Source organism: Flavobacterium ardleyense (genome assembly GCF_042686085.1).
Classification (GTDB): Bacteria; Bacteroidota; Bacteroidia; order Flavobacteriales; family Flavobacteriaceae; genus Flavobacterium; species Flavobacterium ardleyense.
Genome location: NZ_JBHUOL010000018.1, coordinates 344,882 through 359,606, shown reverse-complemented (window position 1 = coordinate 359,606; position 14,725 = coordinate 344,882). Strand labels below are relative to the sequence as shown.

Annotated in this window: 13 protein-coding genes; 11 read left to right on the top strand and 2 right to left on the bottom strand. The window is 32.7% G+C overall.

From position 1 onward, the window contains the following. Nucleotides 1-13 precede the first annotated feature (13 nt). Both yidC and proC read left to right on the top strand, forming a co-directional pair. On the top strand, nucleotides 14-1,900 hold the full coding sequence (gene yidC, locus ACFSX9_RS11625; protein ID WP_379807832.1) for a membrane protein insertase YidC: 1,887 nt from the start codon (nucleotides 14-16) through the stop codon (nucleotides 1,898-1,900). A 57-nt stretch (nucleotides 1,901-1,957) separates the two neighbouring features. After that, nucleotides 1,958-2,758 (top strand): pyrroline-5-carboxylate reductase, encoded by an 801-nt coding sequence (gene proC, locus ACFSX9_RS11620; RefSeq protein WP_379807830.1) that lies wholly within the window; start codon nucleotides 1,958-1,960, stop codon nucleotides 2,756-2,758. 51 nt (nucleotides 2,759-2,809) lie between these two features. On the opposite strand, the gene ACFSX9_RS11615 is transcribed toward proC, so the two are convergent. After that, nucleotides 2,810-3,742: a fasciclin domain-containing protein gene (locus ACFSX9_RS11615; protein ID WP_379807828.1), complete on the bottom strand. Its 933-nt coding sequence runs from the start codon at nucleotides 3,740-3,742 to the stop codon at nucleotides 2,810-2,812. A gap of 183 nt (nucleotides 3,743-3,925) precedes the next feature. Here ACFSX9_RS11615 and ACFSX9_RS11610 point away from each other — a divergent pair, with 183 nt between their 5' ends. The 5 genes from ACFSX9_RS11610 to pafA all read left to right on the top strand — a co-directional run bounded on the left by ACFSX9_RS11610 (nucleotide 3,926) and on the right by pafA (nucleotide 9,127). Further along, on the top strand, nucleotides 3,926-4,690 hold the full coding sequence (locus tag ACFSX9_RS11610) for a toxin-antitoxin system YwqK family antitoxin (RefSeq protein WP_379807826.1): 765 nt from the start codon (nucleotides 3,926-3,928) through the stop codon (nucleotides 4,688-4,690). Between the two features lie 78 nt (nucleotides 4,691-4,768). Further along, entirely contained in the window at nucleotides 4,769-5,956 is a 1,188-nt protein-coding gene (mnmA, locus tag ACFSX9_RS11605) for a tRNA 2-thiouridine(34) synthase MnmA (RefSeq protein WP_379807824.1), read from the top strand. A 27-nt stretch (nucleotides 5,957-5,983) separates the two neighbouring features. Continuing rightward, nucleotides 5,984-6,985, top strand: a complete 1,002-nt coding sequence (locus ACFSX9_RS11600) for an NAD(P)H-dependent flavin oxidoreductase (protein ID WP_379808331.1) — start codon at nucleotides 5,984-5,986, stop codon at nucleotides 6,983-6,985. Nucleotides 6,986-6,998: 13 nt separating this feature from the next. Further along, nucleotides 6,999-7,412 carry a hypothetical protein gene (locus ACFSX9_RS11595; protein ID WP_379807822.1) on the top strand — a complete coding sequence of 138 codons (414 nt, stop codon included), beginning with the start codon at nucleotides 6,999-7,001 and terminating at the stop codon, nucleotides 7,410-7,412. A gap of 107 nt (nucleotides 7,413-7,519) precedes the next feature. Next, on the top strand, nucleotides 7,520-9,127 hold the full coding sequence (gene pafA / locus ACFSX9_RS11590; protein WP_379807820.1) for an alkaline phosphatase PafA: 1,608 nt from the start codon (nucleotides 7,520-7,522) through the stop codon (nucleotides 9,125-9,127). A gap of 363 nt (nucleotides 9,128-9,490) precedes the next feature. On the opposite strand, the gene lysA is transcribed toward pafA, so the two are convergent. After that, complete coding sequence (gene lysA, locus ACFSX9_RS11585; RefSeq protein WP_379807818.1) at nucleotides 9,491-10,696, bottom strand: diaminopimelate decarboxylase; 1,206 nt, start codon at nucleotides 10,694-10,696, stop codon at nucleotides 9,491-9,493. Nucleotides 10,697-10,929: 233 nt separating this feature from the next. On the opposite strand from lysA, the gene sucC reads away from it, so the two are divergent. The 4 genes from sucC to ACFSX9_RS11565 all read left to right on the top strand — a co-directional run bounded on the left by sucC (nucleotide 10,930) and on the right by ACFSX9_RS11565 (nucleotide 14,615). Continuing rightward, nucleotides 10,930-12,123 (top strand): ADP-forming succinate--CoA ligase subunit beta, encoded by a 1,194-nt coding sequence (gene sucC, locus ACFSX9_RS11580; RefSeq protein ID WP_379807816.1) that lies wholly within the window; start codon nucleotides 10,930-10,932, stop codon nucleotides 12,121-12,123. A gap of 122 nt (nucleotides 12,124-12,245) precedes the next feature. Beyond that, nucleotides 12,246-13,103 carry a carboxylating nicotinate-nucleotide diphosphorylase gene (gene nadC, locus ACFSX9_RS11575; RefSeq protein ID WP_379807814.1) on the top strand — a complete coding sequence of 286 codons (858 nt, stop codon included), beginning with the start codon at nucleotides 12,246-12,248 and terminating at the stop codon, nucleotides 13,101-13,103. A 3-nt stretch (nucleotides 13,104-13,106) separates the two neighbouring features. After that, nucleotides 13,107-14,030, top strand: coding sequence for a YihY/virulence factor BrkB family protein (locus ACFSX9_RS11570; RefSeq protein WP_379807811.1), 924 nt, complete (start codon nucleotides 13,107-13,109; stop codon nucleotides 14,028-14,030). A 21-nt stretch (nucleotides 14,031-14,051) separates the two neighbouring features. After that, the gene (locus ACFSX9_RS11565) at nucleotides 14,052-14,615 is read left to right on the top strand and encodes a chalcone isomerase family protein (RefSeq protein WP_379807809.1); all 564 of its coding nucleotides are present in this window, start codon (nucleotides 14,052-14,054) and stop codon (nucleotides 14,613-14,615) included. Nucleotides 14,616-14,725 lie beyond the last annotated feature (110 nt).

Genomic DNA, 14,725 nt, shown 5'->3' with positions numbered 1-14,725 from the left:
CACTAATAAGTAGATGGAACAAAAAAAATTAGACCTTAATTCGATTATCGGATTTGTATTGATTTCAGGTATTTTGATTTGGATGTTATATTCAAACGCACCAACGAAAGAAGAATTACAAGAAAAGGCGAAAAAAGAACAAGTTGAAAATAAAGAAAAAGAAGTAAAAACAGTTACATCAACAATTGTTGCTGCACCAGTTGCTGACTCTACTGAAACTGCAGTTAAACAAGCGGCATTAGGTTCGTTTGGTTATTCTGCAACGCTTCCATCTGCTACAGATGCGGTTACTGAAATTAAAAACGAACTTTTATCACTTAAAATTTCGAATAAAGGTGGTTATATTGTAGAAGCTACTGTTTTAGGATTCGAGCAATTTGAGAAAAATTCTAAAAAAGCGGTTCAGTTAATCAAAGACAATAATGCTTCCTTAAACATTACTTTAAACACAACGGACAACAGAACGTTGCAAACTAAAGAAATGTTTTTTGAACCTAAATTAACGAAAGAAGGCGAAAATCAAGTTTTGACGATGCAATTAAAAGCAGGTCCAGACCAATTTTTAGAATATCGTTACGTTTTAAAACCTAACGAATATATGTTAGATTTTGCAATTCGTTCTCAAGGATTAGAAAAAGTAGTTAACACTTCAAAACCTTTGGATTTAGAATGGCAACTTAAAACATTCAGAAACGAGAAAAGTATCTCTTATGAAAATCGTTATACGGAATTAGTTTTCGAATATGAAGATGGTAAAGATGATTATTTAAATGCACAAAAAGATTCTGAAGATGATGTAAAAGATTTGACTTATGTAGCTTTTAAACAACACTTATTCACTTCTATCTTATTAACCGATACTAAATTCGCAACAGCTAAAGTAAAATCTTTCAACTTAGTAAAAGATGAAAAGATTGACACTGTTTACACGAAAAACTTCGTAGCTCAGTTGCCATTAGAATTTAAGAATGGTGCATTGAATTATAATATGAATTGGTACTACGGTCCTTCGGATTATAAAACATTGAATGATTATAAAAGAAATCTTGACGAAATTATGCCATTAGGTTGGGGTATTTTTGGATGGATTAACCGTTATATTTTTATTCCTGTTTTCGGATTTATTTCTGGTTTAGGAATTGGTTACGGAATTTCAATTGTATTGTTTACAATTTTGGTACGTCTTGTAATGTCGCCAGTAACATATAAATCATACTTGTCTCAGGCAAAAATGAAAGTACTTCGACCGGAAATTGCTGAATTGAATGAGAAATTCAAGGATAATCCGATGAAGAAACAACAAGAAACAATGAAATTGTATTCTAAAGCAGGCGTAAATCCTATGGCGGGATGTTTACCGGCTTTAATGCAAATGCCAATTTTCTATGCCTTGTTCCAGTTCTTCCCATCTATGTTTGATTTGAGACAAAAATCATTCCTTTGGGCAGAAGATTTATCTTCATACGATGCCATTTACCAATTGCCTTTCACTATTCCATTTTATGGAAATCACGTGAGTTTATTCCCAATATTAGCTTCTGTTGCTATTTTCTTTTATATGAGAATGACAACTGGAGATCAGGCAATGAGCGCACCACCACAAGAAGGTATGCCAGATATGGGTAAAATCATGAAAATTATGATTTACATTTCGCCTGTTATGATGTTATTCTTCTTTAACAACTATGCATCAGGGTTGAGTTTGTACTATTTTGTTTCTAACTTAATTACTATTGGAATTATGTTGGTAATCAAGAATTACATTGTGAAAGACGATAAAATTCACGCGAAGATTCAAGAGAACAAAACAAAAGAGAAAAAGGAAAGCAAATTCCAAAAGAAAATGCGTGAAATGATGGAGCAAGCTGAAGAGCAAAAAACGCAACAAAAGAAAAAGTAATTTAAAATATATCTAACCCTGTCAACTTCATGACAGGGTTTCTTTTTTTATTTAATTATGAGAATAGCTATTATAGGATTTGGTAATATGGGGCAAACGTATGCCAAGAGTTTTATTAGTTCAGGATTTGTAAATGCATCCGATATTTTTATCCTAAACCGAACTGAAATTCAGAAACAGAGCCGGTTTGGAATCGATAAGGAAAATGTATTTACTATTCCGGTAGCCAAATTTTTCGAATCAGATATTTTAATATTAGCTGTAAAACCACAAGATTTTCAGCAATTAGCGATTGCTATTAAACCTTTTTTAAAATCGGAGCACGTGATCTTATCAGTTATGGCTGGAATTTCAGTCGAAGGCATGCAAAATGCGTTAGGAATTCAGAAAATAGTACGTTCGATGCCAAACATTCCAACACAAATTGGAGAAGGAATGACTGTTTTTTGTGCTTCGAATGCTGTAGATCGAAAAGAATTATTCATCGTGCAAAATTTAATCAATACAACAGGTAAATCTATTTTTGTGGAGCGAGAAGAAATGTTGAATGCTGCAACAGCCGTTTCAGGAAGTGGTCCTGCTTATGTTTTCTATTTTATGCAAGCAATGATTAATGCAGCTATAAAATTGGGATTTTCTTTGTCAGAAGCTGAGTTTTTAGTGAGTCAAACTTTTGCAGGATCTGTACAATTGCAAAATAGAAGTAAGTTTTCTAATGAAGAATGGATTGAAAAAGTAGCATCAAAAGGTGGAACAACTGAAGCTGCTTTAGCTGTTTTTAAAAATAATAATATTCAAGATAATATTCTAAAAGGTATTGATGCTGCAAATAAAAGAGCTGTAGAATTAGGGAAATAAAAAAAACGCTTTCGTAATGAAAGCGTTTTAGTCTTAACTTTTTAAATACTTTTATAGAGCAGGTAATAATACTTTGTTGATAGCGTGAACCACTCCATTAGAAGCTTGTACATCTACTGCTACAATATCTGTAGTTCTATCAGTTTGATCTGTAATCACTGTTCCCGCGATAGAAATCGTTTGACCTTGAAATGTCTCAATCGGTGTAGTTGGAATTCCTGTTGATAAAACATTTACACCTGCAACAACGTGATATGTTAATACAGCAGTTTTGTTTTCATTGCTATATGTCCCATATAATGCTAATGTTGCAGCGTCAAAAGCAGAGTTGATAGGAGCAAATACTGTAAAAGGAGAACCAGAAGTTCCATTTAAAGTTCCTACTAAATCTTGATCAGATAATAGCGTTACTAAAGTACTGAAATTTGGATTTGCTGCAGCGTGGGTAACAACAGTTGGTAAGCCAATTACCGCATCTACAATATGAATAACTCCATTTGTAGCAACAATATCTGCAGTAGCAACACTTGAAACACCATTCAAACGAACACCAGATTCAGTATTAACAAACATACTTAATGTATTTGTTGATGAAGCGGCTCCTTTGGCAAGCGTTTTGATATATCCAGTAGTAAGGCTTGTAGATAAATTAGAACCACTTACAACATGGTTTAATAAAATTTCTTTTAAAGCAGGAGTTGGTACAGCATCAAGATTATCATATCCATTAGCAGTTAAAAATGCTGTAAAAGCTGCATTAGTAGGAGCGAATACTGTGTAAGGTCCTGGTTGATCTAAAGTAGAAACCAAGTCAGTTTTTTCAAGTGCACTCACAAGAATTGATAAGTTTGAAGCTCTTGAAGCAACAGCAGAAATTGAGTTGTTTTCAACTTGTGTCGCATCATCGTCATCAGAACATGAAAACATTAACGAACTTGTTACAACTAGTAATGTTAATTTGATTAATTTTGCATAGTTTTTCATAGTAATTATTTTTTTGTTTAAACAAATGTATAAAAGATTAAACAGATAAAAAAGTATTAAAATGGTTACACTTACAATTTAACTGACATTTAGTTTTTGTTTAACTCGGATAAAAAACAAACATTGAATTTTGTTAAGTTGTTTATAATTAGATAGTAATAAAAATTAAACAATATATAAAAAATGAAATATAGTATCTTATTGCTTTTGGTTTTGTGGTCTTTTGCCGGTTTTAGTCAAGATAAAATCAATCAAATGGATGAAAAGGGAAATCGCCATGGGGTTTGGAAAGGGGTTCACGAAAAATCTAATCGTGCGCGCTACGAAGGAAACTTTAACCATGGTAAAGAAACTGGTATTTTTAAGTATTTTGATGATACAAAAGCGGCTACAGTTATTGCCACAAGAGATTTTTCAAAGAATGACGGTTCATGTTACGCTATTTTTTATGATCAGAAAGGAAATAAAGTAAGTGAAGGTAAGTTGGTAAACAAAGTTGCTGAGGGAACATGGAAGTATTATCATTATGAATCTGAGCAATTAATGTCAATTGAATTGTATAAAAACGGAAAATTAGAAGGTAACAGAAAGGTCTATTATAATAATGGAACAGTTGCAGAAGACACGAATTATAAAGCCGGCGTAAAAGAAGGAACTTCAAAAACCTTTTCAGACAAAGGAAAGCCAATCGAAGAACACATATATAAGAATGGTAATTATCAAGGAATAGCTTCTTATTATGATGGTAATGGAAATAAGCTGTACGAAGGTAATTATGTAAACGGAAAACGTGTTGGGAATTGGAAATTCTACGAAAACAACAAGGTTGTTAAAGAAGTTAAAGCAAATAAATTCAGTCAAGAGTTAATTAAGTACGAGCAAAGAAGTGCGGAGAAAGTTTCAAAAACATTTGAGCAACTTAAAAAAGAACAAGAAGAAGGAAAATAGAGGTATGAATTAGTAAGTAATTTTACCAATTCAAAATAAAATGAGCTTGTTTGCGGTTTAAAAATATATTTCAAAAAAATGAAAAGAGTTGTAGTTGGACTTTCAGGTGGTGTAGATTCTAGTGTTGTTGCTTATTTATTAAAAGAACAAGGCTATGAAGTAATTGGTCTTTTTATGAAAAACTGGCATGATGATTCGGTTACCATTTCAAATGAATGCCCTTGGTTAGAAGATAGTAATGATGCGCTTTTAGTGGCTGAAAAGTTAGGAATACCTTTTCAAACAGTAGATTTATCAGAACAATATAAAGAGAAAATCGTGGACTATATGTTCAGCGAGTATGAAAAAGGAAGAACGCCAAATCCAGATGTATTGTGCAATAGAGAAATCAAATTTGAAGTTTTCATGAAAATCGCATTGTCATTAGGTGCTGATTATGTGGCAACCGGACACTATTGTAGAAAGGGAATTATCGAGAAAGAGGGTAAAGAAGTTTTTCAACTGCTAGCTGGGAAAGACGATAACAAAGACCAATCTTATTTTTTATGTCAGTTATCGCAAGGTCAATTGACAAAAGCACTTTTTCCTATTGGTGAATTAACTAAGCCGGAAGTTCGTGAAATAGCGACAAAATTAGATTTAATTACTGCCGAAAAGAAAGATTCACAAGGACTTTGTTTCATCGGAAAAGTGCGCTTGCCTGAATTTTTACAGCAAAAACTACAACCAAAAGAAGGAATTATCGTTGAAATTCCAGCGGAAGCAAATGTTTATGCTCAAGAAATACCAGCGTTTGAATCGGAAGAGGATGCATTTGCTTATGAAGCACAACGTATTAACTATTTACAAGTGCCTGGAAAAGTTGTTGGTAAACATCAAGGTGCTCATTATTTTACAAAAGGACAACGCAAAGGTTTAAATGTTGGAGGAACGAAAGAACCTTTATTTATCATTGAAACTGACGTTGATAAAAATATCATTTACACAGGTCAAGGAAGTAATCATCCGGGATTATTTAAAAAAGCCTTATTTATTGCTAACGATGAAGTACATTGGATTCGCGAAGATTTAGCGTTGAAAGAAGGAGAGCAGTTAGAAGTTATGGCTAGAATACGGTACCGCCAACCTTTGCAAAAAGCATTCTTGCATCAATTTAAAACTGGAATGTATGTGGTTTTTGAAAACCCGCAATCCGCAATAACTGAAGGACAGTTTGTTGCTTGGCATCATGATGATGAAGTGTTAGGAAGTGGCGTTATTGCGTAATAAGGTGCTGTTTTTCGGAATAAATTTATAACTTGTGCTTATAAATTTAAACAACAGCTATTTTTTAAAAAAGAATACAAAATAATGAATAAAATTACCCAACTTTTCAATATTAAATATCCAATTATCCAAGGTGGAATGATTTGGAACAGTGGTTATAAATTAGCGAGTGCTGTTAGTAATGCTGGAGGATTAGGACTAATTGGGGCCGGTTCGATGTATCCAGAAGTTTTACGTGAGCACATTCAAAAATGTAAAAAAGCAACTGATAAGCCTTTTGGTGTAAACGTTCCCATGTTGTATCCTAATATTGAAGAAATAATGCAAATCCTAAAGGAGGAAGGCGTTAAAATTGTTTTCACGTCGGCAGGAAACCCTAAGACTTGGACACCTTTTTTAAAAGAAAATGGGATCACAGTTGTTCATGTAGTAAGTAGTTCAAAATTTGCACTAAAAGCACAAGATGCAGGAGTTGACGCTGTTGTGGCCGAAGGTTTTGAAGCTGGTGGACACAATGGAAGAGAAGAAACTACTACCTTAACGTTAATCCCTATGGTTAGAGAGCAAATCTCAATTCCGTTAATTGCTGCAGGAGGAATCGCTACTGGCAGAGGAATGTTAGCTGCTATGACTTTAGGAGCAGACGGTGTTCAAATGGGAAGTAGGTTTGCTGCTTCAACAGAAAGTTCGGCTCACGATGCTTTTAAAAGAACAATTATCGAAACCGGAGAAGGCGACACTCAGTTGACGCTGAAAGAATTGGCTCCTGTGCGGTTGATAAAAAATAAATTCTATAATGATGTGCAAGATTTGTATACCAAATGTCCATCAAAAGAAGATTTAAACGAATTATTAGGAAAGCGTAGAGCAAAACGAGGCATGTTTGAAGGCGATTTAGTTGAGGGTGAATTAGAAATAGGTCAAATAGCCGGACTAATTCACGATATCTTACCTGTAGAAACGATTGTTGATGCAATAATTACTGAATTTAACTTTGCCAGAAAAGAGTTTGCTACTTTTGAATTTTAATACAACACAACACATGAAATTTTTAAAATACCTATTATTTTTCTTATTCATAACTTCATTTTCAAGTTATGCCCAACAATTTCGCTTCAGAACCACTTCTTTAACTGTTTTGGAAAAAGATAAAAAAGACGTTTGGGGAAAATGGGGAAAACCAGAAAAAACTGCTATGATGGTCACTTTAGACTATGATAAAAATAAAATCGTAATATATTCAAGAGAAATTCAACATTATAAAATTGTTGAATATTTAGAGAAAGAAGTTACAAAAGTGGATGAGATTAATTCTTACTTGTGTAAAAATCAATTTGGCGAAGCGGTGAAAATTTCTTTTATGACGCGCACTGACAAAGGAAACAAACCTCAATTGTATGTGTATTTCAAAGATTTTGTGTTTTGTTATGATATTGTTGAAGAAGTAACCAAATAGCTCTTTTCAAACCATCCCAAAACTTAGAGAAGGTTTTTAGATGTTTTCATTTTCTTAACATAGTCCTCGATTCTAAAGCCTATTTTTGTATTAAATATAATTTCAAGATGAAAAAAACATTTTTACTGATTGTATCATTAATTGCAACAGCAAATTTTGCACAAGACAAACCAAAATTAGTAGTAGGAATCGTAGTGGACCAAATGAAAATGGAATACCTGAATAGATTTTCTAATGACTTTTCCGAAAACGGTTTCAAACGTTTAATGAATGATGGTTATGCCTTTTTGAATACGCATTACACTTATATGCCAACTTATACAGCACCAGGTCATGCTTCTATTTATACCGGAACAACGCCAGCAGTTCATGGAATTGTTGGAAACGAATGGTTCAATAAAGCTACTGGAACTGAAGTTTATTGTACAGATGATGCAACGGTTTCGACACTTGGTGATGATTCAGTTAAAGAAGGAAAAATGTCGCCTAGAAACTTACAAAGTTCAACAATTACTGATGAATTAAAGTTATCGACAAACTTCAAAGGGAAAGTAATTGGAATTAGTATAAAAGATAGAGGTGCGATTTTACCAGCCGGACATTTTGCAGATTGGGCTTTTTGGTACAGTAAAACAGGTTCATTTATTTCAAGTACGTATTATGGTGAGAAATTGCCAGAGTGGGCAACCAAATTCAATGCGGAAAAAAATTACATGAAATATGTAAACAAGAATTGGGATTTATTAAAACCAAAAGAAACATATAACGAAAGCTTAACGGACAATAATCCTTACGAAGGTAAATTGTATAAAAAAGCACCATTTATGCCTTACAATTTGAAAGATATGTACGATGCAAATGATGCAGGAATATTACGTTCAACTCCTTTCGGAAATAATTTATTAGTTGATTTTGCTAAAAAAGCGATTGAAAGCGAAAATTTAGGTCAAGATAATATTACAGACTTTTTAGCACTTAGTTTTTCATCAACGGACTATATTGGACACGTTTTAGGGCCGCGATCTATTGAATTGCAAGATACATATTTACGTTTAGATGAAACCATTGCCGATTTCTTAACTTATTTAGATAAGAAAGTTGGGAAAGGAAATTACTTGGTGTTTTTAACGGCGGATCATGCTGGAGCTGAGAATGTTACTTATATGAAAGATAATAAATATAAAGTAGACAACATCAATTATAAAAACATAGAAAAAGAATTAAAAATCTTTTCTGAAGCTACTTATGTCGATAATTTATTATTAGATTATTCGAATTTTAATGTGTTTTTTGATAAAACTAAAATCAAATCAAAAGGTTTGAATTTACAAGATGTTAAACAAGTTTTCAAGGATTATTTATTGAAACAAGATTATATTAAACGGGTTTATACCGAAGAAGAAATTATTTTCGGAAGTAGAAGTGATTATTACATTGATTTTATTGCAAAAGGATATGATCCAACACAAAATGGAGAATTGATAATGCTTTTTAAACCAGGTTATGTTGAATATTATTCTACTGGTACAACGCACGGTTCGCCTTATTCTTATGACACTCACGTTCCGTTATTATTCTACGGATGGAACATTAAAAAAGGATCCACAAACGCTAAGAAAGAAATTACGCAGATAGCACCAACGATAACTCAAATGCTAAAAATAACAATGCCAAACAGTTCAAATGGTAATGTTTTATTAGAAGTTTTAGAATAATAAAAAATTAAAAAAAGCATCAAATCATCTCAATTTGATGCTTTTTTATTTTAATCTATTTATTATTGGTGAGATTATTGTAATCGCAATCTTGTCATTCCGAACTCGTTTCGGAATCCACATCGGATAAACTAATCACAGAGAAGCTGAAACGAGTTCAGCTTGACAAATGCGTAGTATTTTTATCATAAACCTTTATCTCAATCTTGTCATCCGAACTCATTTCGGAATCCATATCGTGAAGATAAATCAAAGAGAAACTGAAACGAGTTTAGCTTGACAAATGCGTAGTATTTTTATCCTCATCTTTTATCGTCAATCTTGTCATTCCGAACTCGTTTCGGAATCTCAGTAATCAAAATCCTAAGCTTCAATTAAAATCTGATTTTTCAAAATACACTCAAAAGTTTCCTGTTCTCTTATTAAATGGCCTTTTCCATCTTTCCACAATACTTCGGCTGGTTTTAATCTGGAATTATAGTTAGAAGCCATTGAAAAGCAATAAGCTCCGGCATTTTTGAAACATAAAATATCACCTTCGTGTATTTCTGAAATTCTTCTGTTGGTAGCAAACGTGTCTGTTTCACAAATATATCCCACTACAGAATAGTAACGCTCTTTTCCTTTTGGATTCGAAATATTCTCAATATGATGTTGCGCACCATATAACATCGGACGAATTAAATGATTAAAACCCGAATCAATTCCTGCAAAAACAGTTGAAGTTGTTTGTTTCACAACATTTACTTTCGCCAAGAAATAACCTGCTTCACTGACTAAAAATTTCCCTGGTTCAAAAGCTAAAGTCAATTCGCGACCGTATTCTTTCTCAAAAGCTAAGAAACGTTTGGTTAATTTCTTCCCGAATTCTTCTACATCCGTTTCAATATCGCCTTTTTTGTAAGGCACTTTAAAGCCACTTCCAAAATCAATAAAGTCTAATTCCTTGAAATGTTTAGCGGTTTCAAATAAGATTTCAGCTGCATATAAAAACACTTCAACATCTAAAATATCTGAACCCGTATGCATATGAATGCCGTTGATATGCATTTTAGTATTTTCTATAATTCTTAAAAGATGCGGCAACTGGTGAATTGAAATCCCGAATTTACTATCAATATGTCCGACAGAAATATTAGCATTTCCTCCAGCCATCACGTGCGGATTTATTCGGATACAAACTGGAATTGTTGGGTGTTTTGTTCCAAATTGTTCCAAAATCGATAAATTATCAATATTTATTTGAACGCCTAATTGCGCAACTGCTTCAATTTCTTCCAGCGAAACTCCGTTTGGTGTATATATGATGTCATTTGGGTCAAACCCTGCAAATAATCCAAGTTGCACTTCCTGAATAGAAACCGTATCTAATCCGGCACCTAAACTTTTTAAATAGTTTAAAATCGAAACATTAGACAAAGCCTTAACCGCGTAATGTATCTTGAATTTTTCCACTTTATTAAAAGCTTTTGTTAAGCGTTCGTATTGGGATGCAATTTTTTCTGCATCATAGACATATAACGGGTTTCCAAATTCATTTGCTAACTGCAATAAAGCTTCTTGTTTCATGATTTTTATTTTCAGCAAAACTAGTTCAGATTTTTATATCCTGAAATTTTATAACGATTATTAACAAAATATAACATAATGTTTAAAATATAACAATTGTTATTTTTTGATTTCCGAAATTAAAAGAGCCGTGTATATCAAATTCCCAAATTAAACAGTAAAAAGTTAGCGAGTTCAAAATTACTTTGCTATTTTTGTGGCACTTTTTAAAATAAGATAAACGCATAACAATTATGGACATACACGAATATCAAGGGAAAGAAATTTTAGCTAGTTATGGAGTACGCATACAACGTGGTATTGTAGCTAACAATCCAGCTGAAGCTGTTGCAGCTGCAGAACAATTAACTGCTGAAACAGGTACTAGTTGGTACGTTATTAAAGCACAAGTTCACGCAGGTGGAAGAGGAAAAGGTGGAGGCGTTAAGTTGGCTAAGAATTTAGACCAAGTTTCTGAGATCGCTGGACAAATCATCGGAATGCAATTAATTACGCCACAAACACCACCAGAAGGTAAAAAGGTAAGCACAGTTTTAGTTGCCGAAGACGTTTATTATCCTGGTGAAACTGAGGTTTCTGAATTTTATGTATCTGTTTTATTAAATAGAGCTACAGGTCGTAATATGATTATGTATTCTACTGAAGGTGGAATGGATATTGAAGAAGTAGCAGAAAATACACCACATTTAATCTTTACAGAGGAAATTGATCCTGCTGTAGGTTTACAAGGTTTCCAAGCTAGAAAAATTGCTTTCAATTTTGGTCTTTCTGGGAATGCTTTTAAAGAAATGGTTAAATTTATTGATTCATTATACAATGCTTACATTGGTTGTGATGCTTCAATGTTTGAAATCAATCCAGTATTAAAAACTTCAGACAATAAAATTTTAGCGGTTGATGCTAAAGTAAATATCGATGATAACTCTTTATTCAGACAGCCGAAATATGCTGCAATGCGTGATATTAGAGAAGAAAATCCAATTGAAGTAGAAGCTAAAGAAGTAGGATTGAACTATGTTGACCTTGACGGTACAGTTGGCTGTATGGTTAACGGTGCTGGTTTAGCTATGGCAACTATGGATTTAATTAAATATGCAGGTTTTGAACCAGCTAACTTCTTAGACGTTGGTGGAACTGCAGACGCAAAGCGTGTTGAAACTGCTTTTAGAATCATCTTAAAAGATCCTGCTGTAAAAGCTATTTTGATTAACATTTTTGGAGGTATCGTTCGTTGTGACCGTGTAGCTCAAGGTGTTGTTGATGCATATAAAAACATGGGTGACTCAATTAAAGTGCCTATTATTGTTCGTTTACAAGGAACAAACGCTGAAATTGCTAAAGAATTAATCGATAATTCTGGAATGCCAATTTTATCAGCTGTACAATTCCAAGAAGCGGCAGACCAAGTTAAAGCAGCTTTATCTTAATAAGATTTAAGTTTACACATAAAGAAACTCTCAGATTTTTACCTGAGAGTTTTTTGTTTTTACTAAATTAAACTTTCATAAGAATTAAGGAATTATTACATTAGCCATTCAATTATTATATCATGATTTCAGAAGCACAATTTCAAAAAGAGTTAGCACTAATTATTAGTAATGCAATTAGAGAAGATGTAGGAGATGGCGATCATAGTTCGTTAGCTTGTATCCCAGCAACAGCGCAAGGAAAAGCAAAATTATTGGTTAAAGATGAAGGAATTATAGCCGGAGTAGAATTTGCCAAAATGATTTTTAATTATGTGGATGAGAACATGGTTGTCGAAACCTTTATTAATGATGGTGAAGCTGTGAAATATAGTGACATCGTTTTTCACGTTTCAGGAAGTTCACAATCCATTTTAAAAGCCGAACGTTTGGTGTTAAATGCGATGCAAAGAATGAGCGCTATCGCAACTAAAACGAAATTATTTGTAGATTTAATCGAAGGAACATCAGCTAAAATTTTAGATACAAGAAAAACAACTCCAGGAATTCGTGCTATTGAAAAATGGGCAGTTAAAATTGGAGGAGGAGAAAATCACCGATTCGCTTTGTATGATATGATTATGTTGAAAGACAATCACATTGATTTCGCAGGTGGAATTCCGCAAGCAATTGCTAAGACTAAACAATATTTATCGGACAATAATAAAGATTTGAAGATTATTGTAGAGGCTAGAGATTTAGATGAAGTACAACAAATTCTAAATAGTGGTGGAGTTTACCGAATTCTCTTGGATAATTTCGATTTTGAAACTACTAAAAAAGCAGTAGCTGTAATTGGTAATCAAAGTCTAACCGAATCATCGGGTAACATCAACGAAAAAACAATTCGTAATTATGCGGAATGTGGCGTTGATTATATTTCATCTGGGGCATTAACACATTCAGTATATAATATGGACTTAAGTTTAAAAGCGATCTAATTCATGTCCGAAGAAATTGAGTTTAAGCTAAATAAAATCCCTGTTGTCAAACAATTGGTAAAATTTGTAAAGGGAATTAAATTTAGCTCTTTACAAGGTTTATCGTTGTATGATATTTTAGAAATGTATGTTTTGGGAATTTTTAAAGGCGCTTTCTCGTACAGAGCAAGTTCCATTGCGTTTAGTTTCTTCATGGCATTGTTTCCTTTCGCTTTATTTATATTAAACTTAATTCCTTTTATTCCTTTAGAAAATTTTCAAGAAGACTTTCTTCATTTTATAGATAACGGCGTTCCTCCAAATACCTATTATGCTATTGAAGCTATCGTGAAAGATATTATGGAAACTAGTCACCAAGGATTACTTTCTTCGGGTTTTATTTTATCCATTTTATTGATGACGAACGGAATTAATGCGATTTTAGGTGGATTTGAAATGTCAACTCATATTACAATAACACGGACTTTTTTTAGGCAATACCTTGTCTCATTAGCGATTTCTTTAGTTTTGTCTTTTATTTTGATTATTACTGTAGTGGCGATCGTAATTGCAGAGGTTGTGATTCAAAAAATCAATATTTATGTTTATGTTACTAACGTTTCACTAATTGAATGGAGTAGGTATGGATTTATTATTTTAATGATTTTAATTACAACTTCGATTCTTTATAAATTTGGTGCAAAAGAAACCTCTAAGATTTCTTTCATTAGTTATGGCGCGGTTTTCACCACAATTTTAATAATAATATCTTCTTATATTTTTGGAATATATGTAGAAAAGTTTGCGCGATACAACGAATTGTACGGATCAATTGGTACACTTCTTGTATTAATGTTTTATATATGGATTAATTGCATGGTTTTGTTATTAGGTTTCGAACTTAATGCAACTATTTCAAAATTGAAAAGAAAAAATTTATATATTTAACAAAATTAAAAACGTATTATTATGAAAAAACAAGTTATTACATTTTTACTGCTTATTGCGACCACTTTTTCGGTTAATGCGCAAGAAACTGTTGCGGGAGTAAAAGTTGATGCTAAATTAACTTTAGAAGAGCAAAATTTAGTTTTAAATGGAGCAGGAACAAGAGAGAAATTCTGGATGGACATGTATGTGGGTGCTTTGTATTTGCCAAAGAAGAGTTCAAATGCAAAAGAAATTATGGACAGCAAAGAAGCTGCGGCAATAAAATTAAATATTGTTTCAGGAATGATTAGTTCTGATAAAATGATTTCTGCGGTAAATGAAGGATTTGAAAATGCTACAAACAAAAATACTGCATCTTTAAAAACAAAAATCGATAGATTCAAAAGTTTCTTCAAAGAGGAAATTAAAAAAGGAGATTCATTTGTGTTTGTAAACGTTCCAGAAGAAGGAGTAGTTATATACAAAAATGGCGTTAAAAAAGGTACGATTGAAGGCCACGATTTCAAAAAAGCTTTATTTGGAATTTGGTTATGCGATAAACCTGCTGACAAAGGTCTAAAAGGAAAAATGTTAGGGAAATAATTTTCTTAAACATCAAATAATACGAAAGCGTTCTTTTTAAGGACGCTTTTTTTATACTATAATTTGTCTTTTTCTACTTCTGTTTTTTCTATTCTGTTTTTTCAAACTAT